Origin of the sequence: Serratia sp. CY74737 (assembly GCF_052166775.1) — a bacterium.
Lineage (GTDB): Bacteria > Pseudomonadota > Gammaproteobacteria > Enterobacterales > Enterobacteriaceae > Serratia > Serratia ureilytica.
Window position 1 is genome coordinate 214,254 of the sequence record NZ_JBJNOF010000008.1, and the last position, 21,460, is coordinate 235,713.

Annotated in this window: 29 protein-coding genes and 1 other RNA gene; 12 read left to right on the forward strand and 18 right to left on the reverse strand. The window is 59.5% G+C overall.

Going from position 1 to position 21,460, the window contains the following annotated elements; all coding sequences use genetic code 11:
* Positions 1-163: 163 nt before the first annotated feature.
* Positions 164-547: an autonomous glycyl radical cofactor GrcA gene (gene grcA, locus ACJ8PE_RS13805; protein ID WP_004929114.1), complete on the reverse strand. Its 384-nt coding sequence runs from the start codon at positions 545-547 to the stop codon at positions 164-166.
* A gap of 346 nt (positions 548-893) precedes the next feature.
* On the opposite strand from grcA, the gene ung reads away from it, so the two are divergent.
* Positions 894-1,577 carry a uracil-DNA glycosylase gene (gene ung / locus ACJ8PE_RS13810; protein WP_004929112.1) on the forward strand — a complete coding sequence of 228 codons (684 nt, stop codon included), beginning with the start codon at positions 894-896 and terminating at the stop codon, positions 1,575-1,577.
* Between the two features lie 56 nt (positions 1,578-1,633).
* Here ung and grpE read toward each other — a convergent pair whose 3' ends face one another.
* Entirely contained in the window at positions 1,634-2,218 is a 585-nt protein-coding gene (gene grpE, locus ACJ8PE_RS13815) for a nucleotide exchange factor GrpE (protein WP_025159545.1), read from the reverse strand.
* 125 nt (positions 2,219-2,343) lie between these two features.
* On the opposite strand from grpE, the gene nadK reads away from it, so the two are divergent.
* The 3 genes from nadK (at position 2,344) to bamE (ending at position 5,549) form a co-directional block, all read left to right on the forward strand.
* Positions 2,344-3,222 (forward strand): NAD(+) kinase, encoded by an 879-nt coding sequence (gene nadK, locus ACJ8PE_RS13820; RefSeq protein ID WP_004929107.1) that lies wholly within the window; start codon positions 2,344-2,346, stop codon positions 3,220-3,222.
* An 86-nt stretch (positions 3,223-3,308) separates the two neighbouring features.
* Positions 3,309-4,970 carry a DNA repair protein RecN gene (recN, locus tag ACJ8PE_RS13825; protein ID WP_033644129.1) on the forward strand — a complete coding sequence of 554 codons (1,662 nt, stop codon included), beginning with the start codon at positions 3,309-3,311 and terminating at the stop codon, positions 4,968-4,970.
* 240 nt (positions 4,971-5,210) lie between these two features.
* Positions 5,211-5,549, forward strand: coding sequence for an outer membrane protein assembly factor BamE (bamE, locus tag ACJ8PE_RS13830; RefSeq protein ID WP_044030646.1), 339 nt, complete (start codon positions 5,211-5,213; stop codon positions 5,547-5,549).
* Positions 5,550-5,665: 116 nt separating this feature from the next.
* On the opposite strand, the gene ACJ8PE_RS13835 is transcribed toward bamE, so the two are convergent.
* Together ACJ8PE_RS13835 and ACJ8PE_RS13840 are read right to left on the reverse strand one after the other, a co-directional pair.
* Positions 5,666-5,950 carry an RnfH family protein gene (locus ACJ8PE_RS13835; RefSeq protein WP_004929098.1) on the reverse strand — a complete coding sequence of 95 codons (285 nt, stop codon included), beginning with the start codon at positions 5,948-5,950 and terminating at the stop codon, positions 5,666-5,668.
* Complete coding sequence (locus tag ACJ8PE_RS13840; protein WP_004929096.1) at positions 5,943-6,377, reverse strand: type II toxin-antitoxin system RatA family toxin; 435 nt, start codon at positions 6,375-6,377, stop codon at positions 5,943-5,945. Before ACJ8PE_RS13840 ends, ACJ8PE_RS13835 begins: the two co-directional genes overlap by 8 nt.
* Before the next feature lie 161 nt (positions 6,378-6,538).
* Here ACJ8PE_RS13840 and smpB point away from each other — a divergent pair, with 161 nt between their 5' ends.
* Complete coding sequence (smpB, locus tag ACJ8PE_RS13845; RefSeq protein ID WP_016929804.1) at positions 6,539-7,021, forward strand: SsrA-binding protein SmpB; 483 nt, start codon at positions 6,539-6,541, stop codon at positions 7,019-7,021.
* Positions 7,022-7,070: 49 nt separating this feature from the next.
* Positions 7,071-7,434, forward strand: a transfer-messenger RNA (tmRNA) gene (ssrA, locus tag ACJ8PE_RS13850).
* 133 nt (positions 7,435-7,567) lie between these two features.
* Here the strand turns inward: ssrA and ACJ8PE_RS13855 are convergent.
* The 3 genes from ACJ8PE_RS13855 to ACJ8PE_RS13865 are packed head-to-tail and all read right to left on the reverse strand — an operon-like array spanning position 7,568 to position 9,750.
* On the reverse strand, positions 7,568-8,704 hold the full coding sequence (locus tag ACJ8PE_RS13855; protein WP_033651593.1) for an HlyD family secretion protein: 1,137 nt from the start codon (positions 8,702-8,704) through the stop codon (positions 7,568-7,570).
* A 9-nt stretch (positions 8,705-8,713) separates the two neighbouring features.
* The gene (locus ACJ8PE_RS13860; RefSeq protein WP_197760259.1) at positions 8,714-9,058 is read right to left on the reverse strand and encodes a DUF3302 domain-containing protein; all 345 of its coding nucleotides are present in this window, start codon (positions 9,056-9,058) and stop codon (positions 8,714-8,716) included.
* Positions 9,059-9,096: 38 nt separating this feature from the next.
* A complete protein-coding gene (locus tag ACJ8PE_RS13865; RefSeq protein WP_025303964.1) occupies positions 9,097-9,750 on the reverse strand; it encodes a DUF3313 domain-containing protein in 654 nt (217 codons plus the stop codon).
* 135 nt (positions 9,751-9,885) lie between these two features.
* Between ACJ8PE_RS13865 and ACJ8PE_RS13870 the strand changes: the two genes are divergently transcribed.
* Complete coding sequence (locus ACJ8PE_RS13870; protein WP_025303965.1) at positions 9,886-10,821, forward strand: LysR family transcriptional regulator; 936 nt, start codon at positions 9,886-9,888, stop codon at positions 10,819-10,821.
* A 55-nt stretch (positions 10,822-10,876) separates the two neighbouring features.
* Here the strand turns inward: ACJ8PE_RS13870 and ACJ8PE_RS13875 are convergent, their stop codons facing one another.
* The 3 genes from ACJ8PE_RS13875 to ACJ8PE_RS13885 form a co-directional block, all read right to left on the reverse strand.
* On the reverse strand, positions 10,877-12,538 hold the full coding sequence (locus ACJ8PE_RS13875; RefSeq protein WP_197793465.1) for a DUF2534 family protein: 1,662 nt from the start codon (positions 12,536-12,538) through the stop codon (positions 10,877-10,879).
* A 71-nt stretch (positions 12,539-12,609) separates the two neighbouring features.
* Positions 12,610-13,026 (reverse strand): DUF2946 domain-containing protein, encoded by a 417-nt coding sequence (locus ACJ8PE_RS13880; RefSeq protein ID WP_232094946.1) that lies wholly within the window; start codon positions 13,024-13,026, stop codon positions 12,610-12,612.
* A gap of 112 nt (positions 13,027-13,138) precedes the next feature.
* Positions 13,139-13,591: a GNAT family N-acetyltransferase gene (locus ACJ8PE_RS13885; protein ID WP_197760262.1), complete on the reverse strand. Its 453-nt coding sequence runs from the start codon at positions 13,589-13,591 to the stop codon at positions 13,139-13,141.
* 100 nt (positions 13,592-13,691) lie between these two features.
* Between ACJ8PE_RS13885 and ACJ8PE_RS13890 the strand changes: the two genes are divergently transcribed.
* Positions 13,692-14,426, forward strand: a complete 735-nt coding sequence (locus ACJ8PE_RS13890; protein WP_033651601.1) for a class I SAM-dependent methyltransferase — start codon at positions 13,692-13,694, stop codon at positions 14,424-14,426.
* A gap of 59 nt (positions 14,427-14,485) precedes the next feature.
* Here ACJ8PE_RS13890 and ACJ8PE_RS13895 read toward each other — a convergent pair whose 3' ends face one another.
* Both ACJ8PE_RS13895 and ACJ8PE_RS13900 read right to left on the reverse strand, forming a co-directional pair.
* Positions 14,486-14,986: a GNAT family N-acetyltransferase gene (locus ACJ8PE_RS13895; RefSeq protein ID WP_033651602.1), complete on the reverse strand. Its 501-nt coding sequence runs from the start codon at positions 14,984-14,986 to the stop codon at positions 14,486-14,488.
* Between the two features lie 151 nt (positions 14,987-15,137).
* On the reverse strand, positions 15,138-15,653 hold the full coding sequence (locus tag ACJ8PE_RS13900) for a DUF1543 domain-containing protein (RefSeq protein WP_197760263.1): 516 nt from the start codon (positions 15,651-15,653) through the stop codon (positions 15,138-15,140).
* A 120-nt stretch (positions 15,654-15,773) separates the two neighbouring features.
* Between ACJ8PE_RS13900 and ACJ8PE_RS13905 the strand changes: the two genes are divergently transcribed.
* A complete protein-coding gene (locus ACJ8PE_RS13905) occupies positions 15,774-15,956 on the forward strand; it encodes a YodC family protein (RefSeq protein WP_016929823.1) in 183 nt (60 codons plus the stop codon).
* Between the two features lie 32 nt (positions 15,957-15,988).
* On the opposite strand, the gene ACJ8PE_RS13910 is transcribed toward ACJ8PE_RS13905, so the two are convergent.
* Complete coding sequence (locus ACJ8PE_RS13910; RefSeq protein WP_033644139.1) at positions 15,989-16,267, reverse strand: GNAT family N-acetyltransferase; 279 nt, start codon at positions 16,265-16,267, stop codon at positions 15,989-15,991.
* Between the two features lies 1 nt (position 16,268).
* Positions 16,269-16,499, reverse strand: coding sequence for a (4Fe-4S)-binding protein (locus ACJ8PE_RS13915; RefSeq protein ID WP_016929825.1), 231 nt, complete (start codon positions 16,497-16,499; stop codon positions 16,269-16,271).
* Positions 16,500-16,691: 192 nt separating this feature from the next.
* On the opposite strand from ACJ8PE_RS13915, the gene ACJ8PE_RS13920 reads away from it, so the two are divergent.
* Entirely contained in the window at positions 16,692-17,105 is a 414-nt protein-coding gene (locus ACJ8PE_RS13920) for a DoxX family protein (protein WP_016929826.1), read from the forward strand.
* 50 nt (positions 17,106-17,155) lie between these two features.
* On the opposite strand, the gene smrA is transcribed toward ACJ8PE_RS13920, so the two are convergent.
* On the reverse strand, positions 17,156-17,728 hold the full coding sequence (gene smrA, locus ACJ8PE_RS13925) for a DNA endonuclease SmrA (RefSeq protein ID WP_197793466.1): 573 nt from the start codon (positions 17,726-17,728) through the stop codon (positions 17,156-17,158).
* 184 nt (positions 17,729-17,912) lie between these two features.
* Between smrA and ACJ8PE_RS13930 the strand changes: the two genes are divergently transcribed.
* The gene (locus ACJ8PE_RS13930; protein WP_033644141.1) at positions 17,913-18,248 is read left to right on the forward strand and encodes an MbeD/MobD family mobilization/exclusion protein; all 336 of its coding nucleotides are present in this window, start codon (positions 17,913-17,915) and stop codon (positions 18,246-18,248) included.
* A 67-nt stretch (positions 18,249-18,315) separates the two neighbouring features.
* Positions 18,316-18,762: a DUF1198 family protein gene (locus ACJ8PE_RS13935; RefSeq protein ID WP_033644142.1), complete on the forward strand. Its 447-nt coding sequence runs from the start codon at positions 18,316-18,318 to the stop codon at positions 18,760-18,762.
* Positions 18,763-18,787: 25 nt separating this feature from the next.
* Here ACJ8PE_RS13935 and ACJ8PE_RS13940 read toward each other — a convergent pair whose 3' ends face one another.
* The 3 genes from ACJ8PE_RS13940 to ACJ8PE_RS13950 all read right to left on the reverse strand — a co-directional run bounded on the left by ACJ8PE_RS13940 (position 18,788) and on the right by ACJ8PE_RS13950 (position 21,396).
* Complete coding sequence (locus ACJ8PE_RS13940) at positions 18,788-19,126, reverse strand: DUF2002 family protein (protein WP_042785237.1); 339 nt, start codon at positions 19,124-19,126, stop codon at positions 18,788-18,790.
* A gap of 102 nt (positions 19,127-19,228) precedes the next feature.
* Entirely contained in the window at positions 19,229-20,401 is a 1,173-nt protein-coding gene (locus ACJ8PE_RS13945) for an MFS transporter (RefSeq protein ID WP_404769061.1), read from the reverse strand.
* 98 nt (positions 20,402-20,499) lie between these two features.
* Positions 20,500-21,396, reverse strand: a complete 897-nt coding sequence (locus tag ACJ8PE_RS13950; protein ID WP_197760266.1) for a LysR family transcriptional regulator — start codon at positions 21,394-21,396, stop codon at positions 20,500-20,502.
* Positions 21,397-21,460 lie beyond the last annotated feature (64 nt).

Genomic DNA, 21,460 nt, shown 5'->3' on the forward strand with positions numbered 1-21,460 from the left:
CTTTTTTATTTAGCACCTGAATAGGTGCTGATTTAGCTATCGGCAGGTCGGATGAGTTCTGTATCAGGAATGCTTATCTTTGTGCAGAATGTGATCCGCCTTCAGTTTTCGGCCATCAAGCGCAAAAAGGGAGCCGAAGCTCCCTGATTGACTGCGCCGCCGATTACAGGCTTTCGGTAAAGGTGCGGGCGATAACGTCGCGCTGCTGTTCCGGCGTCAGGGAATTGAAACGCACCGCATAGCCGGACACGCGGATGGTCAGCTGCGGGTATTTTTCCGGATGCTTGACCGCGTCTTCCAGGGTTTCGCGACGCAGCACGTTGACGTTCAGGTGCTGGCCGCCTTCCACGCGCACGGTCGGCTGCATTTCCAGCGGCACTTCACGGTATTCGATCTGGCCCAGATCGCTGACCGCGACAACCTGATCTTCCGCGTAGTTGGCCTTGGCGCACACGCAGCGAGCTTCCGCTTTTTCATCGTCCAGCAGCCAGAAAGAATTCACCAGCGCCTGGTCGTTCGCTTTGGTAATTTGAATACCGGTAATCATTATGTTGCCTCCGTACAAGGGCGTAAAAATTCACATCGTGAGAAAACCCAATTCTGGTTTCGGCCATTTGGTAAAACCATTGTTGTCTTGTTGTTCTGTATACCAGCCTGACCGGGCCAGTTCTTTGATTAAAGTCAATTTTTACCGGGTAGGCACAAGGCGTGAAGGGGCAAATTTATGTTTTATATCAATTTTCCCGTCGCGCTAAAAAACAATTATTTTTGTAAATTTTCAAAAATAATTGCATTACAAACGGCGGCGAGAAATGAAAAGCGGGTTTCGCTGCGCGGGCCGACACGGTAAGCTATAGCCCATGAATTGCTAAAGAAAACAAAGGAGAGCGTTTATGGCCACCTCCCTCACCTGGCATGACGTGATCGGCAAAGAAAAAGAGCAACCCTATTTTGTTGAAACGCTCGCCTTTGTTGCCGCTGAGCGCCAGGCCGGTAAGACCATTTATCCACCGCAGAAAGACGTGTTCAACGCGTTCCGCTTTACCGAGCTGGCGGACGTCAAAGTCGTCATCCTCGGCCAGGATCCCTACCACGGCCCCAATCAGGCGCACGGCCTCTCTTTCTCGGTGCGCCCCGGCGTGCCGGCGCCGCCGTCGCTGGTGAACATGTATAAAGAGCTGGCGACCGACATTCCCGGTTTCGAGCGCCCGGATCACGGCTACCTGCAAAGCTGGGCCGAACAGGGGGTGCTGCTGCTCAACACCGTGCTGACGGTGGAAGGCGGCCGCGCGCACTCGCACGCCAACCTGGGCTGGGAAACCTTTACCGATAAGGTGATTGCCGCCCTGAACGAGAACCGCGAAGGCGTGGTGTTCCTGCTGTGGGGCTCGCACGCGCAGAAGAAAGGCAACTTTATCGACCGCAACCGCCACCATGTGCTGAAAGCACCGCACCCGTCGCCGCTCTCCGCGCACCGCGGTTTCCTCGGCTGCCGCCACTTCTCGCAGGCCAATCAGCTGCTGGAGCAGCAAGGGCTCACGCCGATCGACTGGATGCCGCGCCTGCCGCAGGCGTAGTCCAGAGACAAAAAAGGCACCCTCGGGTGCCTTTCTTTATGCCGTTGCCGGGGCGATTACGCCTTGGCTTTGGAGACCGCGACCATCGCCGGACGCAGCAGGCGGCCGTTCAGCGTATAGCCTTTCTGCATCACCATCATCACGTGGTTCGGCTGGTGATCGGCGGATTCCATCATGCTCATCGCCTGATGCACTTCCGGGTTGAACGGCACGTTGACGTCGCCGACGATTTCGATACCGTACTTGCGCACCACGTCCAGCAGCGATTTCAGCGTCAGCTCGATGCCTTCGATCATCGCGGCCAGTTCCGGATTGTTTTTATCCGCCAGATCCAGCGCGCGCTCCAGGTTGTCGATCACCGGCAGCAGATCGCCGGAGAATTTCTCCAGGGCGAACTTGTGCGCTTTCTCGACGTCCAGTTCGGCGCGGCGACGGATGTTCTCCGCTTCCGCTTTGGCGCGCAGCAGGCTGTCGCGCTCGTGCTGCTGAGCTTCCGCCAGTTGGGCTTCCAGTTCGGCGATACGCGCATCGCGCAGATCGACGCCTTCCGCCGCTTCCGGCAGCGTATCCTCGTGATGAGCGTGTTGTTCCATTTCTTCCGAGACTTGCTCGTTTGGCGTCTTCTGTTCTTTACTACTCATGAATATCTCCGCGTTTTAGCATTAATCTCGCAACTTGGCTTATTATGGGGATCAAAACCGGGGTTTCAAGTCAACCGGTCACAATGTGGGGCATAAACGGGTCCCGGTGAGGAAAATCACAACAAATGAATAAAAAATTCGCCTGTATTGGCATTGTTGGCCACCCGCGTCACCCTTCAGCGCTGGCAACCCACGAGATGCTGTTCCACTGGCTGGTGGCCCGCGGCTATTCGGTGATGGTCGAACGCCAAATCGCCCATGATTTGGGGCTGAAAGACGCCGTCACCGGCAGCCTGGCGGATATTGGCCAGCGCGCCGATCTGGCGGTGGTGGTCGGCGGCGACGGCAACATGCTCGGCGCCGCGCGCGTGCTGGCGCGCTACGACATCAAGGTAATCGGAGTCAATCGCGGCAACCTCGGTTTCCTCACCGATCTCGATCCCGACAACGCTCTGCAGCAGCTGGCGGACGTGCTGGAAGGCGAGTACATCGACGAACAGCGTTTCCTGCTGGAAACCATCGTGCATAAAGAGCACCAGCAGTGCCGCATCAGCACCGCCATCAACGAAGTGGTGCTGCACCCCGGCAAAGTGGCGCACATGATCGAATTCGAGGTGTATATCGACGATCGCTTCGCCTTCTCGCAGCGCTCGGACGGCCTGATCATCGCCACGCCGACCGGCTCCACCGCCTACTCGCTCTCCGCCGGCGGGCCGATCCTCACCCCGTCGCTGGAGGCGATCGCGCTGGTGCCGATGTTCCCCCACACCCTTTCCGCCCGGCCGCTGGTGATCAACGGCGACAGCACCATCCGCCTGAAATTCTCGCAGATCGGCAGCGATCTGGAGATCAGCTGCGACAGCCAGATCGCACTGCCGATCCAGGAAGGCGAAGAAGTGCTGATCCGCCGCAGCAACTTCCATCTGAACCTGATTCACCCGAAGGACTACAGCTATTTCAACACGTTAAGCACCAAGTTGGGCTGGTCGAAAAAATTGTTCTAAAATCTGCATCGGCCACTTTACTGTATATAAAACCAGTTTATACTGTATGAAACTACAGTTATGTGTTTATACACAGGAAGGTTCCCATGCTGGCGCAATTAACCATCAGCAACTTTGCTATCGTTCGTGAGTTGGAAATCGATTTTCAACCGGGCATGACGGCGATCACCGGTGAAACCGGCGCCGGCAAATCCATCGCCATCGATGCGCTGGGGCTGTGCCTCGGCAACCGCGCCGACGGCAACGTGGTGCGCCTGGGAGCCGCCCGCGCCGACATCTGCGCACGCTTCTCGCTGGCGGACACCCCGTCCGCGCGCGCGTGGCTGGAGCAAAACCAGCTGGACGACAGCAACGAATGCCTGCTGCGCCGGGTGATCAACGCCGACGGCCGTTCGCGCGGCTTTATCAACGGCACCGCCGTGCCGCTGTCGCAGCTGCGTGAGCTGGGGCAACGCCTGATCCAGATCCACGGTCAACACGCCCATCAGCTGCTGCTCAAGCCGGAGCACCAAAAAGCGCTGCTCGACGCCTACGCCGACGAACCCGCCCTGCTGGCGGCGATGAGCCAGGCCTACCAACGCTGGCATCAGAGCTGCCGCGAGCTGGCGCACCATCAGCAGCAGTCCATCGAGCGCGAAGCGCGCAAGCAGCTGCTGCAATACCAATTGAAAGAGCTGAACGAATTCGCGCCGCAGGCCGGCGAGTTCGAACAGACCGACGCCGAGTACAAGCGCCTGGCCAACAGCGGCCAGCTGCTGACCCTCAGCCAGCAAACGCTGCAATTGCTGGCCGACAGCGACGAGAACAACATGCTCAGCCAGCTTTACAGCGCCAAACACCTGCTGCTTGAGCTGGCCGGGCTGGACGATAAGCTCAGCGGTCTGCTGGACATGCTGGAAGAGGCCTCTATCCAGATCAGCGAAGCCAGCGACGAACTGCGCCATTACGCCGATCGCATGGATCTCGATCCCAATCGCCTGCACGAGCTGGAACAGCGCCTGTCGCGTCAAATCAGCCTGGCGCGCAAACACCAGGTCGCGCCGGAAGAGCTGCCGCAGCTGCATCAGCAGTTGCTGGATGAACAGCAGCTGCTGTCTCAGCAGGAAAGCGACCATGAGCACCTGAACGAGGCGGTGACCCTGCATCATCAGCAGGCGCTGGCGCTGGCGGAGCAGCTGCATCAGAAACGCCTGCACTACGCCGCCGAGCTGACCACGCTCATCACCGACAGCATGCAGGCGCTCTCCATGCCGCACGGCAAGTTCAACATCGACGTGCGCTTCGAACCGCAGCACCTGAGCGCCGAAGGGGCCAGCCGCACCGAGTTCTGCGTCTCCACCAACCCGGGGCAGCCGCTGCAGCCGCTGGCGAAGGTCGCCTCCGGCGGCGAGCTGTCGCGCATCGCGCTGGCCATTCAGGTGATCACCGCCCGCAAGATGGAAACCCCGGCGCTGATCTTCGATGAGGTGGACGTGGGCATCAGCGGCCCGACCGCCGCCATCGTCGGCCGTCTGCTGCGCCAGCTCGGCGAATCCACCCAGGTGATGTGCGTCACCCACCTGCCGCAGGTGGCCGGATGCGGGCATCAGCACCTGTTCGTCAGCAAGCAGACCGACGGCACGGTTACCGAAACCCAGATGGCGCCGCTGGATAAACGCGCCCGGCTGCAGGAGCTGGCGCGCCTGCTCGGCGGCAGCGAAGTCACCCGCAATACGTTGGCGAACGCCAAAGAACTGCTGGCGGCATAAAAAAGCTCAACTTTTTCACTTTCCTGCGGTCTGACAGTGACGCTGTTGGCCCGAGAAATATCTAAAGTGCGGCGCGGCGGTGATCCAAAGCCATCTCAACAGCCTGAAAAAGGCCAAGCGCTTGAGGTGCTAAAGGAAAGCCAACGCGTCGCAACGTGAAAGATGAAGGGTATAAAGGTTTCCAACTGCCGCAAGGTCTATTATCATCGGCATCCTATGCCCTAAAGGAATGTGATTACTATGCGCTGTAAAACGCTGACTGCCGCCGCTGTAGTTTTTGTGATGCTGACTGCAGGCTGTTCTACTTTTGAAAAGGTGGTTTATCGTCCTGACATCAATCAGGGGAACTACCTGACGTCGACCGACGTGGCGAAAATTCAGAAAGGGATGACCCAACAACAGGTCGCTTACACATTGGGCACACCAATGCTGCAAGACCCGTTCGGGACTCAGACGTGGTTCTATGTGTTCCGCCAGCAGCCTGGCCATGAAGACATCACCCAGCAGACGCTGACGCTGACCTTCGACAGCGCAGGCGTGTTGACCGATATCCAGAACAAACCGGCGCTGACCAAGTAATCGGCGCCGCCCGCTCTTCCGGCCCATGAGGTGGCACGATGTTCCTCATGACAGTCGCAGGCTGCAACGCGGAAGAGAAAATCAGTCTCAGATAAAAAATAAGGCGCTTAAGCGCCTTATTTTTTTGCCTTTTCTGCCCGTTGCCGGCGCAGCTCTTTCGGATCGGCGATCAGCGGCCGGTAGATCTCCACCCGGTCGCCGTCGTTCAGCGTATCGCCCAGCTTGGCCGGGCGGCTGTAGATGCCGATTTTGTTGCTTTTAAGATCGATATCCTGGCGCAGCTCCAGCAGGCCCGAAGCCTGGATCGCCTGCTCGACGCTGCTGCCCTCGGCCAGCTTCACCTTGCGCAGGTACTGCCGCTCCGGCAAGGCGTACACCACCTCGACCTGGATGTCAGACACTGTAGACCTCTTTCGCCCGCTGGGTAAATGCCTGCACCATGCTGCCCGCCAGCTCTTTGAACACCTTGCCGAACGCCAGCTCTATCAGTTTGTTGGTGAACTCGAAGTCCAGGTGCAGCTCCACCTTGCAGGCCTCTTCGCTCAGCGGCGTGAACTGCCAGCCACCCATCAGCTTGCGGAACGGACCATCGACCAGCTGCATATTGATGCTCTGGTTATCCAGCAGCGTATTGCGCGTGGTGAAGGTCTTGCTGATACCTGCCTTGGCGACGTCCACCGCGGCGGTCATTTCGTTGGAGGTAGCGTTAAGCACCCGGCTGCCGGTGCAGCCTGGCAGAAAATCGGGATAAGAATGAACATCGTTAACCAACTGATACATCTGCTCGGCGCTGAACGGCACTAATGCAGACCGACTGATCTGGGGCATATCATTTCCTGTAAGACATAAAACGTACAGATAATACCATTTATCTGGCGGCAAACAAAAAATCTGCTAAGGGATGAGGGCACCAAAAATGCGAAAAATTGCGCAGGTGCTGAACGGGAAAGGATTTCTTTCGCTGAAGCATCCAGTATAATGAACGCACTATGACAAAGAAAAAAGCACACAAACCCGGTTCCGCCACCATTGCCCAAAACAAGCGCGCGCGTTTCGAATACTTCATTGAAGAAGAGTTCGAGGCGGGCCTGTCGCTGCAAGGGTGGGAAGTTAAATCGCTGCGTGCAGGCAAAGCCAACCTCAGCGACAGCTACGTGACGTTCCGTGACGGTGAAGCCTACCTGTTTGGCGCCACCATCACCCCGCTCAACGTGGCTTCGTCGCATGTGGTGTGCGATCCGACGCGTACCCGTAAACTGCTGCTGAACCGACGCGAGCTGGACACCCTGCTCGGCCGCGTCAACCGCGACGGTTACACCGTGGTGGCCTTGTCCCTGTATTGGAAAAATGCCTGGAGCAAGATCAAGATCGGCGTAGCCAAAGGCAAGAAAGAGCACGACAAACGCGATGACATCAAAGATCGCGAATGGCAGACGGCGAAAGCCCGTATCATGAAGCACGCCAATCGTTAAGCCGCTGGCTTATCGAGGTAAACTTCTGGTATACTGCACAAAGTTACTTGGGGCTGATTCTGGATTCGACGGGATTTGCGAAGCCCTAGGAGCATGCCGAGGGGCGGTTGGCCTCGTAAAAAGCCGCAAAAAAATAGTCGCAAACGACGAAAACTACGCTTTAGCAGCTTAATACCCTGCTTAGAGCCCTCTCTCCCTAGCCTCCGCTCTTAGGACGGGGATCAAGAGAGGTCAAACCCAAAAGAGATCGCGTGGATGTCCTGCCTGGGGCTGAAGCGTTAAACTCAATCAGGCTAGTCTGTCAGTAGCGTGTCCATCCGCAGCTGGCCGGCGAATGTAAAGATTGGACTAAGCATGTAGTGCCGACGGTGTAGTAATTTCGGACGGGGGTTCAAATCCCCCCAGCTCCACCAAATACGTCGCCAGTGAACCAGATAGACCCGGCGATAATAGCGAAAAAGCCCACAACTTCGGTTGCGGGCTTTTTTGTTTTTGTCACATTCAGGGGGAAGCCCCTTGGCCCGAGCTCCCCCGGGCCAATGCGGGCTAGTGATCCAGATAGAGGTAATGCAGCCAGCTGGTCATGCGCAGCAGCACTTTGCGCATCACGGAGACGTGCTCGAAGTGCCCGGTATAGACCGCCGCCTGAGCGCTCACGCCGTCGGGCAGATGATCCAGATCCGGGTTGGCTGCCAGATCGATCATCACGTACACCCCTTCCCGGCCCGGCGTGGCGCTCAGGCCCTGCAGTGCGCCGCTGGCCTGGTAGCTGCCGTCCGGTATCGCCGGCAACACCCGGCTTACGGTGCCGCCATAAACCTGTCCCGGCAAACCGTTAAACACCACTTCAGCCTGATCCCCCTGCGCCAAGCGCAGGATGGCGTTCTGGCGGAATACCGCCACCACCTGGCGCTTTTGCTGCGGGATAAAAATCATCACCGGTTTGAACGGCAAGCGCACCGCCGCCGTGCCCGGCCGCGCCAGCACCTGCGTGACATAGCCATCGCTCGGCGCACGCACCACCGTTTGTTCCAGGTTGTAACGCGCTTCGGCTATTTGCGATTTCAGGCTGGCTATCGTGGCGTCTTCGCCGTCATAGCGCCCGGACAACCGCGCCTGTTCCTGTTGGAACTGGGCTTTCGCCGCCTGAAGCGCGGCGGATTGCGCCTGATACTGCTGCTGCGCATGGCTGACGTCCTGCTCCGAAAACGGATTGACCGGCATGGCCGCCCCTTTCGCGTAGCGCTGGTAATCTTTACGGGCGCGCTCAAACTCCACGTTCGCCCGCTGCACGTTGGCGGCGGACTCGCTAAGCGCTGCCCGACGCGTTCTGATCTCCGCCTCCGCCCCGGCCAGATCCGCTTCCAGCTTGGTGAGCCGCGCGCGGTAGCGGCTGTCGTCGAGCCGGAACAGCACCTCGCCTTTGCGCAGCAGCACGTTGGTTTTCTCCGTCACCTCAACGATCATGCCCGAGACCTGCGGCACCATCGGCACCGACACGGCAATTTTCTGCGCCCGATCGCTATACGGATGGTTGTAGTTCATCGTCAGAATCAAGGCGCCAACGATAAATATTCCGCCAAGCACCGCAGTCGGCACGGTCCATTTGTTGACCGGAATGCGGAACAGTTTAAATACGCCGTAGCTCAGCGCCACGTAGCTGAGAATAATGAGCAAATCCATAGGCTACGCTCAACTTACCGTGGGGCCGGGAACCGCCGTCGGCTTTTCCTGCAGGCGTTGTAATTCCGCTTCGAGCAGTGCGATGCGCGCCTGCAGATCCGTTGAGAATTCAGGCCTTTCACTCATGCCCCAGCCGCGTTCCGGCCGATAGAGCGTCGCCCAGATCCACAGCAGCGGCCAAATGGCGTGCAGCGTAAACAGGCTGACCCAACCGGCGACGTGAATCGCATCCTGATGCGGGTGCCGGCGTTTTTTCGCCAGCAAATAAGGAATATCATGAATAATAATGACGCCGTAGAATAATATCAGGAATACCGCGATCAGTACGCCTAAAGCAAAATAGTTAAGAAACATGTAAAGTCCTGGTTGAGAATAATGGAAATAAATAATCTCTATAGCGTGTTATATTGTCTGATGTCGTTGGCGATGGTATCGATGGCATTCTTCACGTCGGTGACTTTCAGCTGTGCTTTCTCATTATTAAGATTTTCCCCCGAAGCCTTACGCACCACTTTAATGACCGGCTGATTGGTCGCGGCATCGATAAACTCGCCTTCCATATAGACCGCGCTCTCCATAGTACGGTGCCCGGTTACGCTTTGCGTCGCGGCGATCAGCAGCGTGATTGGCAAGACTTCATAGACCTGCAGCCCTTTCTTCTGCGTGTCGATCGCCGTGATGGCGCCGCGGAAAATCAGGGTATGCTCGCGCGGCATGTCCACCAGCGTAAAATGGGTGCCCATCGCCTGCTTAAACTGCTGGTTGGTGTAATTCAGGATATTGTCGAGCGCACGTTGGCTCACCATCTCGCTCGGTTTCGGCCGCGGGAAATAGATCATCGGTTGATACACCAGATATTGATAACGGGAAAAATCGACGTTCTTATCCTTCCAATATAAAACGTCTTTTCCGGACGCGGATTGACCTTTATTGATATCGTTATAATTGGTCAGAAAGGTCGAGTATTTTTCTTTTTCGGTCACGGCGGAAGAGCACGCGGCCAGTAATAACAGCGCAGGTAAAATAACCGCTCTTGTCACTTTCATTGACGGGTTTCTCTTTATTTTTGTGGATAGCAAATAATCAAATCGAATGATACCCACCCACCCGTGATAAGTCATATGACAATGCCGCCAAAGGTGTATATCATTTTTGATATACAAACTCATACGAGCCGGCCAGTGAAAGAGAAAGACTTCCGCATTGAAGAACTCAGGATTGTCCGCGTCATTGCCGAAACGGCGAGCGTCAGCAAAGCGGCGCAGCTGTTGGATATGCCGCAGTCTAACGTGTCGCGCGCCCTCACCGCGCTGGAGCGGCGGCTCGGGCTGGAGCTGTTCCTGCGCGGCCCGCGTACTCTGTCACTGACCGAGTTCGGCGAACAATTCTTGCGGCGCGCCTCGCAGTTGCTGAACGAGCATAGCGATCTGCTCGATATGGCCGGCACCTATAAGCGCAGCCTGAACGGCATGGTCACGCTCGGCGCGCCGATCGGCATCCACGCTTTCCTGGCCAGCTATTTGCTGCCGCCGCTGCTGCACGCTGCGCCGGCGCTGACTGTCGATCTGGTAACCCGCAACCCCGACGAACGCGAGAAAAAATATGGCGCAGTATTCGACAGCGACTGCGATTTGCTGATCAGCTTTTTCCAGCCGCAAAACGAAAGCCTGATTGCCAGGCCCTTTACCCGTTTTCGCGTCGGGCTGTTCGCCGCGCCGGATTACATCGCCCGCTCGCCGCTGAATGAGCTGGATGAACTGTCGCAGCATCGCTGCATTACCTTGCGCATGCTGGGCGGCATCCGCAATACCTGGAGCGGCTACAGTGCGCAGGGGGAGTTGGTGCAGGTCGAGATCAACGGCGCCAGCGTCTGCGATAACATTCTGCCGGCGATCGAGCTGGCCAAACAGGGCCTGGGCATCGTCTACGCCCCGTATTATTCCGTCGCCGCCGAGCTCGATGCCGGCACGCTGCTGCCCTGCCTGGCGCGCGAGCGCGGCATCGATATGCAGGCCTACCTGATCTACCGCCGGCGCGGCGTTTTGCCGCACCGCGTGCAGGTGACGATGGACAGCATCATGGAAAGCGTCAAACTGCACGCACACCGGCTGATATAGCCAAGAAAAACCCCGCCGCAGCGGGGTTTAACGCATCACATCAGCGCAAAATACCTCACCGCCCCTCTTTTTCCCCCAGGAAGAAATACCACAGCGGAATGGAAAGCAGCAGGGTGAACACCAGCGTATACAGGAGCACCATCAGGCTCTGCATGATCACCATCTGTGCGCTCCAGTCACCGATCGGCAGCTGAAACTGTTCGACGGTGCCGCCGAGGATCGCCCGGCCCATCACGCAGCCGACCGCCACCGCCACTGTCGCCACCGCCGCGCGGAACTTGCGCACCTCGGCGCGGCGGGCGGCCGCTTCCGGCGTTTCGTCCCGAAGCCCTTGCCGCTGGCCGCGCCAGCGCCCTACGTCCACCAGCAGCAACGCCGCGAGGCTCACGCCCATTACCGGCAGGCAATAACCCAGCGCCGCTGCTACCAGCAGCGTGACGGCGCGGGCAGGCAGGGAAAGCGCCAGCCAGGCGGCAACCAGGGTCTGCACCGGATGCTGCGTCCCCGCCGCCGGGCGGCGACTCCACCACATGCGGTAACCCAGCACGGTCGTTAAGCACAGCCCGAGGCCGAACGCCGCCAGCAGCAGCTGATTCGGCAAGCCGAACAGAATGCCCATGTGGGCGTCGATGCCCCAGCGGGTCAGCTTGGCGATGAGCGGGAAGGTGTCGAACCGCACCTGGTCGACGACGGCGAAGCTTTGCGGCGCGATGGCAACCGCGTCCACCTGCGTCGGCCAGCTGCGATCTACTTCGGTCACCGTCCAGGCTTTGCCCTCGCCTTTCGGCTGGCGCAGCTCGACCTTGGCGGCGTCTATTCCGGCGGCGCGCGCGGCATGCAGCGCCCGATCCCAATCGCCGTTCAGCGCATTGCTTTGCGCGGCAGGGCCCATCTTCATGCCCGGCATCATCCCGCGGTGCTCGGCGTGCGGATCGGCCGGCGTCTGCGGCGCATCGGCCTGCAGGCTGGTGTTGACCTGCGGCGTCAGCCAGCCCAGGTTGGCCCGCAGTGCGTCGATGTTGCCGCCGGCCCACTGCGACCAGGTCAGCCCGGTAGCCGAGAAGAACAGCAGCCCGGCCAGCAGCGCCACGCCCAGCGTGATATGCCAATGGCGGCTGGCGGCGAAGCCCCCTTTTGCCTTTTTCAGCTTGCGCTTCGGCCGCGTCGCCAACCACAGCGCCACGCCGCCCAGCGCGGCCACCCACAGCCAGGAGGCCGCCAGCTCGCTGTAGTTGCGGCCCAGATCGCCAAGCAGCAGGCTACTGTGCAGCTTGTCCAGCCAGGTGCGCAGCGGCAACACGCCGGAGGTGCCGTACACCGTCATATCGCCCTTGATCGCCAGGGTATAGGGATCGACAAACAGCGCACGTGACTCGGAAGCGCCCAGATCGGCACTCGCGAACTGTACGCGCGTGGTATCCATTGCGCCGGGAGCCGGACGCACGGCGTAAATGCGCGCCTCGTCACCCGCCGCACGGCGGGCAGCGGCGATCTGGTCAGCCAGCGATCTCGCCTGCCCGTGCGGCTCGGTGAAAAGCGCATCGCGATACAGCGCCTCTTCAAGTTGCGGGGTCAGCACATACAGCGTGCCGGTCAGTGCAGCGACCAGAATAAAAGGGGCAACCAGCAGGCCGATATAGAAATGCAGCCGTCTGATCAGGTTCAGCATCGCGCCACGCGGCGATGCGGCAGGTGGAGTTTTGGTTATTGAAGACATGGCCTTTCTCGTTTTTCAAACTGTGCGCGCAGGCAAACCGTCCGCAGCGATACGGACGGCGTTACCCATGATCAAGCAATAGGGAAAAACGGTTGGCCGGGCGGCCCGCGCGGGCTTGGCCGCAGAATAAGGCGCCGAAGGGGTGGAGAAGCGATGCGCGGCGCGCAAGGCAGGCGCGCGATACGCGCCATCAGCCACAGCAGCGGGACGAATGTCCACAGCAGCAGCGGCACGTGGATCAGCAGCTCGCAATAGCCGCAGAAAATCATCTCCGCAGGATCCATGCCGTGGTGGCCGGCATGCTCGGCGGCGGGCATCGCCATCCCGTGCAGGTCGTGCGGCATGGCGGCGTCCGTCTGAGCCATGCCGCCCATCATCGGGTGGTGCATCAGCGATTTCGACACCACCGGCGCCACAAACAGCAACAGCACCGCCATAATGGCGATGCAGGCGGTAAAGCGTTGCTGTAGCTGGCGTGGCACTCTCATCGCGGCGGCGAATTAACCCGGTCGGTGGCGAACAAGCGGCCAGTGTAACCCGCGATGCGCGATGAGGTGAAAGAAAAGTCAGGTTTGTCTTGATCGTCCCCGGCGAGGGCGATCACAGCGCCCGCGAGTAGACCCGCGAGGCTTCGCCCCAGGGGTGATAGCCGAGCCCGTTATAAACGAAGCCGCTGCGCTCGTAGTAGCCTTCCAGATCGGTGCACAGGTGCAGCTGCGGGAAGCCCAGCCGGCGGGTTTCCGTCGCCACATGCTCAATCAGCTTGGTGCCGTAGCCCCGGCCGCGCTGCGTCTCTTCTACGTAGAGCGCACACAGCCAGGGATACAATTCCCCACGGCTGATAAAGTCGTTGGTAATCAGTCCCGCACAGCCGAGGATCTGGTCATTTTCCATCAGCAGGTACCACTGCGGCAGCGGGTTGGCGGCGCCGAGGCTGCGGTTGATGGCGTCTTCATACATCATCAGCGTTTCTTCCGTGGCCCAGTGCCGCTGAAAATACGCAATGGCGCGCGGCGCCAGCTCGGGCGCTTGCCGCACCGAAATCATGTCCATCGTCATTCCCGTTATTCATGTTGTCAGCGTAGAATTATGCAGCAATATGCACGGTATGGCAGCGGCATTCCGCCGCCGTCATTCACCCCAAGGAGTCATCATGACGCAAAATATCTATGACAATCAGGCCTTCTTCGACGGCTACGCGCAGCTCAGCCGCTCGCAGCACGGCCTGGACGGCGCGCCGGAATGGCCCGCCATCCGCCGCATCCTGCCGGATTTACAGGGCAAAAGCGTGGTCGATCTCGGCTGCGGCTACGGCTGGTTCTGCCGCAGCGCCCGCGAACAGGGCGCAGCCAGCGTGCTGGGGCTGGACGTCTCGGAAAAGATGCTGGCCAAAGCGCGGGAGATGACCGCCGACTCGGGCATCGAGTACCGTCGGCAAGATTTGGCGCAGCTGCAGCTGCCGCCGGAAAGTTACGATCTGATCTACAGCTCGCTGACGCTGCACTACCTCGAGGATCTAGCCGCGCTGTTCGCCACGGTTTACGCCGCGCTGAAACCCGGCGGGCAGTTCATCTTCACCGCCGAGCACCCGATCTACACCGCCCCGGCGCAGCAGGGCTGGCTGACCGACGGCAACGGGCAGAAATCCTGGCCGGTCAACGGCTACCAACGGGAAGGCCGGCGCGTCTCCAACTGGCTGGCGGAAGGCGTCATCAAGCAGCACCGCACGCTCGGCAGCTATATCAACCCGCTGGCGCAGCAAGGGTTTATCATCCAGCATTTGAACGAATGGGGCCCCAGCGCGCAGCAAATCGCCGCTACTCCGGCGCTGGACGAAGAGCAGGAACGCCCGATGATCTTCATTCTCGCCGCCCGCAAACCCGCCTGATTGATCCGCAGTAAACCGTTCACACCACCACAGTTGGGGAGGCCGCCTCCCCCCAACGGCTATTGTACCGGCAGCGCCGCCCCGTGCGCCGCGAAGTGCGTCAGCGCCTCGCCCTCCATGCGATAACGCACCCACTCGCCCTGCGGCTGCGCGCCGATGCTAAGGTAGAAATCGATAGCCGGCTGATTCCAGTCCAGCACGCTCCACTCCAGGCGGCCGCACTGCCGCTCGCACGCCAGTTGGGCGATGTGCCGCAGCAGCGTTTTACCGGCGCCCGCGCCGCGATGCTTCGGCGCCACGTACAGGTCTTCCAGATAGATGCCGTTTTTACCCAGCCAGGTGGAGTAACTCATAAAGAACACCGCATAACCCGCCGGCTCGCCGTTTACCGTGCAAATCAGCGCTTCGGAACAGGCGCCCGGCCCAAAAAGGCTGCGTTCGATGTCCTCCACGCTGGCCCGCACCTGCTCGCGCGCCTTTTCGTACACCGCCAGCTCGATAATCATATCCAGAATCAGTTTGGCGTCGCTTTTTTGCGCCGGGTAAATCTCAATGGTCATGGCAAGTCCTGTGTGAGTTGATGGCTGTGCTTGCCAGCATACAGCGCCTCTCATGCTGCATGAACGGCATTTTCATCAACAGGCAATGAATATCATGCATCTGGATTTGAAACGCCTCGATCTCAACCTGCCGCGGGTGTTCGAAGCGGCGTTATAACGCGGGTTCGCCGATCGGCAGATACCCCTGCCACAGCGGCCGGGCCGGTTCGCCGTGCGGGTTGGCGCGCAGATGCACGTGGTAGCCCTGCAGCGCCTGCAGCAGCAGGCAGTCGTCCACCTCAGCCAGATCATCTTTGTGCTGCTGCGCGCTGTCCGTCAGCAGCGCCCGTTTGGCTTTCTCCTTCGCCTCGTCGGCGGAGCGCGCCACAAACAGACCGAACTGGTGCAATTCCGCCAGCTCATCGCTGCGGTAGCCGCCCACGTTAACGAAAAACAGCTTCTCTTCACCGGCAAACGGCGCGGGCTTCAGGCTCACGTCGTAACCGTCCGCCCAGTCGATGCGCGCATAGCCGTCGACATGCACCTTGCGCTTATCGCCGAACCACTTTTCACGCAGCAGCGGATACGCTTCTTCCGGCCGATCCGCCGCCGCGAACTGCACGTCGTGCAACTCAATATTGGCGCCCGGCGCCGTACCGCCCACATAAAACATCAATAATCCCGGCATGTTAGTTTGCTCTCCCTGGTAATAGTCGCTGTATAATTTAATACATAACGAAACACCTGCCAACGGCGGCGCCATTCTGTGTTATCAATAGATGAGGTTTAATCTGTTGTGGAGGAACGCATGGCATTCAATATCGGTGATTTTGTACAACGCACCACCGGCGGCCCGAAGATGACCGTGGTGGCGATCGACGGCGAAACCCTGGTTTGCAGCTGGAATGAACTGGGTAAAGAGCAGCGCACGGAAGTGCAGGCCAACGAGGTGGCGCTGTACCACGAAGACGGCGATTTCGGCGTCTGCTGAATGACCGGGGCGCGCCGCGCCCCGTTATCGCCTCAGGCGCGAATGTCCTGATAGGCTGGGGTGGTATCGAACTCATGCTTGGCGAACGGGCACAGCGGAATGATTTTGCGCTGCTCCGCGCGCATTTTCTCCACCACCAGCGCCACCAGCTTTTTGCCGACGCCCTGCCCCTTCAATGACTCATCCACCCAGGTGTGATCGATAATGGTCAGCTTGTCCCCGCTCGGCACGAAAGAGATCTCGGCGATCAACTTGCCGTGCTCGTCATTGATATAAAAACGCTTCTCGTCCGCCAGTATTTTATGATCCATATTATTTCTCCCTATATTTCAGTGCGCCGCTGGGGCAAGTATCGATAACGCGTTTCACTTCGGCCGCGTCGGCATTGTCCGGCATAATCCACGGCCGGCGATTCAGGGTAAAAATAGCCGCGTTGCCACGCACGCAGTTGGCGGAATGGCGGCATATCGCGCTGTTAAAATAAACGTCAATCTTGTCGCCGGAATAACGGCGGTAACCGGCGGCGGTCAATTCTTCATCCATCATGGCCTCACATTGCCCGTTTTATTGTTTTTGCTCCAGGCTCAAGTATAGGCAATGCCGCCGGCTTCACCACGCCTCTCGTCCGCCGAAAAAAGTGGCGCAACCGCCCGTCGCCGCTAGAAAAAACCGTAAATTGTTCTAATCTTTATTCAGCAAGACAACATAATTCCGACAGTGGCTAAGGAGTTCGAAATGGGTGATAGCTCAAAAGACGGCGTAATTCTGCTGTCCCGCATTCTACTGATGGTTCTGTTTATCATTTTCGGCTGGATGAAACTGGTCAACTTCGGTGCGACCGTCACGGCGATGGAAGGCTATGGCACGCCGATGCCTTATTTGGCGGCGATTGTCGCCGTGGTGGTGGAGTTTATTTTCGGCATCGCGCTTATTCTCGGCCTGTTTACTCGCCCTATCGCGGTCATTTTTGCCCTGTATGTGTTGGGCACCGCGTTTATCGGCCATCCGTTCTGGAAAATGACCGGCATGGAAATGATGGGCAACGAAATCAACTTCTTTAAAAACATCAGCATCATTGGCGGTTTGCTGCTGCTGGCGGTGACTGGCGCCGGCCGTTATTCGCTGGACTATAAAATATTTAATAAATAATTCATCGATGGCCGGCGATATGCGCCGGCCATTTTATTTCGGCTATCCTTTCACCGGCTGCGCTTGGCGTGGCGCTCAAAGTTTTCCGCCCTGGCCTGCGCCGATTTACGCAGCGTGACATAGCAGGCGCCCTCACCGCCGTCGCGCGGTAAGGCGCGGCAAAACGCCTGCACCTGTTCAAACTGCGCCAGCCATTTGGCGACGTAACTGCGCACGATATTCGGATGGCTTTCGTTCTGCCGCCCGCGGCCGTGCACGATCAGCAGCGAACGCAGGTTTTGCGCCTCCGCCTGCATAATGAAACGGAACAGCGCCTGCCGGCTGGCTTCAACCGGCTGACGCAGCAAATTCAGCGACGCCTGCGGCGGGTAACGCCCGTTGCGCAGCTTGTCCAGCACGCCCTGCTGAATGCCTTCCCCTTTGAACTCCAGCGGCCGATCGCAGGGGATCACCTCGAGGAAATCGGTGCTGAGGAAGTTTTCCTGCATCAGCCGCTGCGCTTCGCGCCGCGCGCTTTTGTCCACCGTCTCCTGCGGCTTGAGGTACAGCGTCTGGCGCCTGCTCGCCAGCGGCACCACGTCTGCCATCGCCTGTTCAAAAAAGTCTTTTTCCTGCTCGCTCATGTTCCACCTCTCTTGAACGGCAGCCTTTACGGCCGGGGATGGGGACGATTGTAAGACGCCTTGGCGCGGTTGCAAGCCGGGAATTGTCAGCGGCATTTGTCTCAATTGTCGTCAACGGGTGAGCTTGCGAGCAGTTTTCGCTATACTGCTAAGCCATCATTGAGTGCCGCAAAGGATCGAGCCCATGACAATGCGCGAGCTGGAAATCCAGTTTCAAAATGCGATGAATGAGTTGCAGAGCAGCTTCGAACGGCAACACCGCGAATGGCAGCGGAGCTACCAGGCGCTGCAGCAACTGCTGGAAGAAGCCAAACAGCGCGAAGCCGCGCTGCGGGCGCAGAATGAACAACTGGCGCGCAAACTGAGCACCGCCAGTTCGGTGCCGGAGCAGCATGCGCTGGTCAAGCAGATCAAAATGCTCGGTGCCCATCTGGACGCGCTGGCCAAAGACGCGGCCACCTTCAATCACCACCTGCGCCAACAGAGTGCGGTCGGTAATTTCAGCGGCGAACAGCATTGATAGCGGGCGCTGTCGCACAGCGCCTCCCGCCCCTCTTCTGGCGTATTGAGAGTGTAATAAAGCCTAAATGACCTGGATCATCCTCGCCGCCCTGATCGTCGTATTCATCATCGGTTACCGCATTTTGACGTCCGATACCCGTAAAGCCATCGATTCGCTGGCCCATCTGCTGAGGGTTAAACCGATGCTGATCGAATCGATGATCCAGGAAATGGGCGGCCGCCAAAGCCAGACCTTTATCCGCATGCTGAACAACGGCTATACCGAAGAGATGCACCAGGCCGCTTACCTGCTGTTCATCTACCTGACGTTCATCAAACAGGCGGACGACGAGCAGATTGGCCATTGGCGCGACGTGCTGCTGCGCGCCGGGCTGTCGCCGGAGCTGCACGCCGAGCACACCGAAGCGGCGCTGTTTTACTTCGCCGAGTTGGATATCGATGCGTTTGAACTGGCGCAGTTCCGCCGCGCCTACAACGAGCGTTTCAACCGCGAAGCGTTGGCCCACGGCTGATAGCGTCCCCCTGGCGGGGGACCGTTTACAGGAACATGCTGTAGAGGTAACGCGACAGCGCTTCGCGCGAGCTGAAGCCGTGTGCGATGCCGTAACGCTGATTCGGCGCGTCGCTGCTTAAATCCAGGGGAAATTCCAGATATTGCTCGCTGGTGCGCACCGGCGAGGTCGGCGTGGCGAAATGTACGCTTCTCTCTTTCAACGCCGGGTGGATCACCAACGCGGTTCTGCCCATCCGCGCTTCGCGATTCACATACACGTAGTGTGCGCCCTTGCGGTAACCATAGGCCTGATCGGTGACATAATCACGCTCAAAGCCGGTATTCTCCAACACTTTAGCCACTTCATCCGGCCGTAAATACATCGATTCCTCCTCTCATTCTGGACCGCTGAGCGACCTTACCGTAATCATTCACCGAAACAATGATTTTCTGGGGAGGAATCCGGGTTTCGGACTATTCCTGAATCAGGCCCGGCTGCGCTGCAGCAGGCGCAGAGTGAGCAACACCCCGAGCGCCACCAGCAGCGCCGCCGCCAGATAAATCGACGGCACGCCCGCCTGCCCAATCAGCAGCCCGGCCAGCGGGCCGGTGATGCCCAACGCCAGGTCGAGGAACGCCGAATAGGTGCCGAGCGCCGTGCCCTGATTCTGCGGCGGCACCTGTTTCACCGCCTCAACGCCCAGCGCCGGGAACACCAGCGAAAAACCGGCGCCGGCCAGCAATGCGCCGGTTTGCACCATACAGGGCTCGCCGGCCTGCCAAATCAACAGCAGCCCGACGATCTCAACCAGAAACGACGCCAGCGTCACCTTCAACCCGCCGTGGCGGTTGATGACATTGCTGAAGATCAGGCGAATGCCGACGAAGGCGCAGCTGAACAGCGTCAGCGAAAACGCCGCGCCGCTCCAGCCTTTGTCGGCGTAGTAAAGGGTGATGAACGTGGCGATCACGCCGAAGCCGACGGTGCCCATCGCCAGCCCGAGACCATAGGCCCAAATGCGGCCGAACACCGCGCGAAAGGCGATGCGTTGCCCGGCGGCGATCGAGACGTCCGGCTTGCCGCTCGCCAACAACAGCGCCACCGCAACCGCCAGCACGATCAGCGCCGCCACCCCGGCCAAGCCCCACTGCTGATTCAGATACACGCCGAGCGGCGCGCCGGCCGCCATCGCACCGTAGGTGGCGACGCCGTTCCAGGAGATCACCCGCGCGGTGTGCATCGCCCCAACCCGGCCGATGCCCCACAGCGTGGAGCCGGTGCTGGCGAAGCTTTCGCCGACGCCGAGAAACACCCGCCCCACGCACAGCAGCAGTAGGCTGAGCCACGGCCAACCGTCAACGCCGAACGCCAGCGCGTAAAACAGGCCGCTGGCGCCGCAGCAGGCCAGGCCGAACAGCACCACCTTCTTCGGCCCCAACTGATCGGCGTAACGCCCGGCGTGCGGGCGGCTGAACAGCGTGGCGAAGTACTGCGCGCTGATGATAAGGCCCGCCAGCACCGAGTTGTAGCCCAGGTGGTCATGCACAAATCCCGGCAACACCGCCAGCGGCAGGCCGATGGTCAGATAGCAGACGAAGGTGAACATCACCACGGACAGAATGCGTCGGTTCAGTTGGAGGTTATTTTCTGCGGTCATCGAAGGTGGCTCGCATCGGACGGGGTAGACAGAGATTGCCAGCATACCCCGACGAGATTTGATGATAAATGAGAGAGTGATAACGAATTATTATTTCGCTAACGGTTTGCCGCCACCCGCGCACGCAGAAAATCGATAAACGCCCGCACCTTCTCCGGCACGTGGCGCGTGTTCGGGTAGAGCGCATAGATGCTCTGCTCGGGGAAACGGTGATCCGGCAGCAACCGCTGCAGCCTGCCAGCATCGATGTCGGGCTGTGCCAGCCACGCCGGCAGCAGCGCCACCCCGGCGCCATGCAGGGCGAACGCCAGCAATGCCGCGGCGCTGTCGCCGGTGAGCGTGGCGGCATCCGCGACCTTGAACAGCACCGCTTCGCGCTGCGGCGTGACCACCTGCCAGCTGAGGGGCGAACTGAGCCGGCTGTGGGCGATCCACTGCGCCTGCGCCAGATCCGTCAGCGAATGAATCTGCCGCTCGGCCAGATAATTCGGCGCCGCCACCGGAAAGATGGCGAAGCTGTCGATCAGCGCCGCGCGGTGGCTGGAATCCGCCAGCTGGCCCAGGCGGATCGCCACGTCGAAGCGCTCCGAGATCAGATCGGCATGATAAGAGGAAGACACATGCTGGATGCGCAGGCGCGGATGCTGCCGCGAAAACGCCGCCAGCGCCGGCACCACGACCTGCGCGCCATACTCAGGCGTGCTGGTGATACGCAGCACGCCGCTCAGCCCGTGATGATCGCGTCGCACGTCGTCGAGCACGTTCTCCGCCTCCTGCAACAGCTGCAGGCTGCGCTGGTAGAAGCGTTCGCCGGCATCGGTCAGCGACAATCGGCGGGTGCTGCGCGCCAGCAGTGAAACCCCCAGTTCGTTCTCCAGCTGCTTGACGTTAAAGCTCACCACCGCCTTGGTTTGCCCCAGCGCCGCCGCCGCCGCGGTAAAGCTGCCCGCTTCCACCACCGACGCGAAGATCGCCAGACGCTGCAAATTCAGCATTTCGTCGCCCTTATTGTCAAAATAATTTTGACAGTGTAATCGCCCGTCGCCGATTTATCCGCAC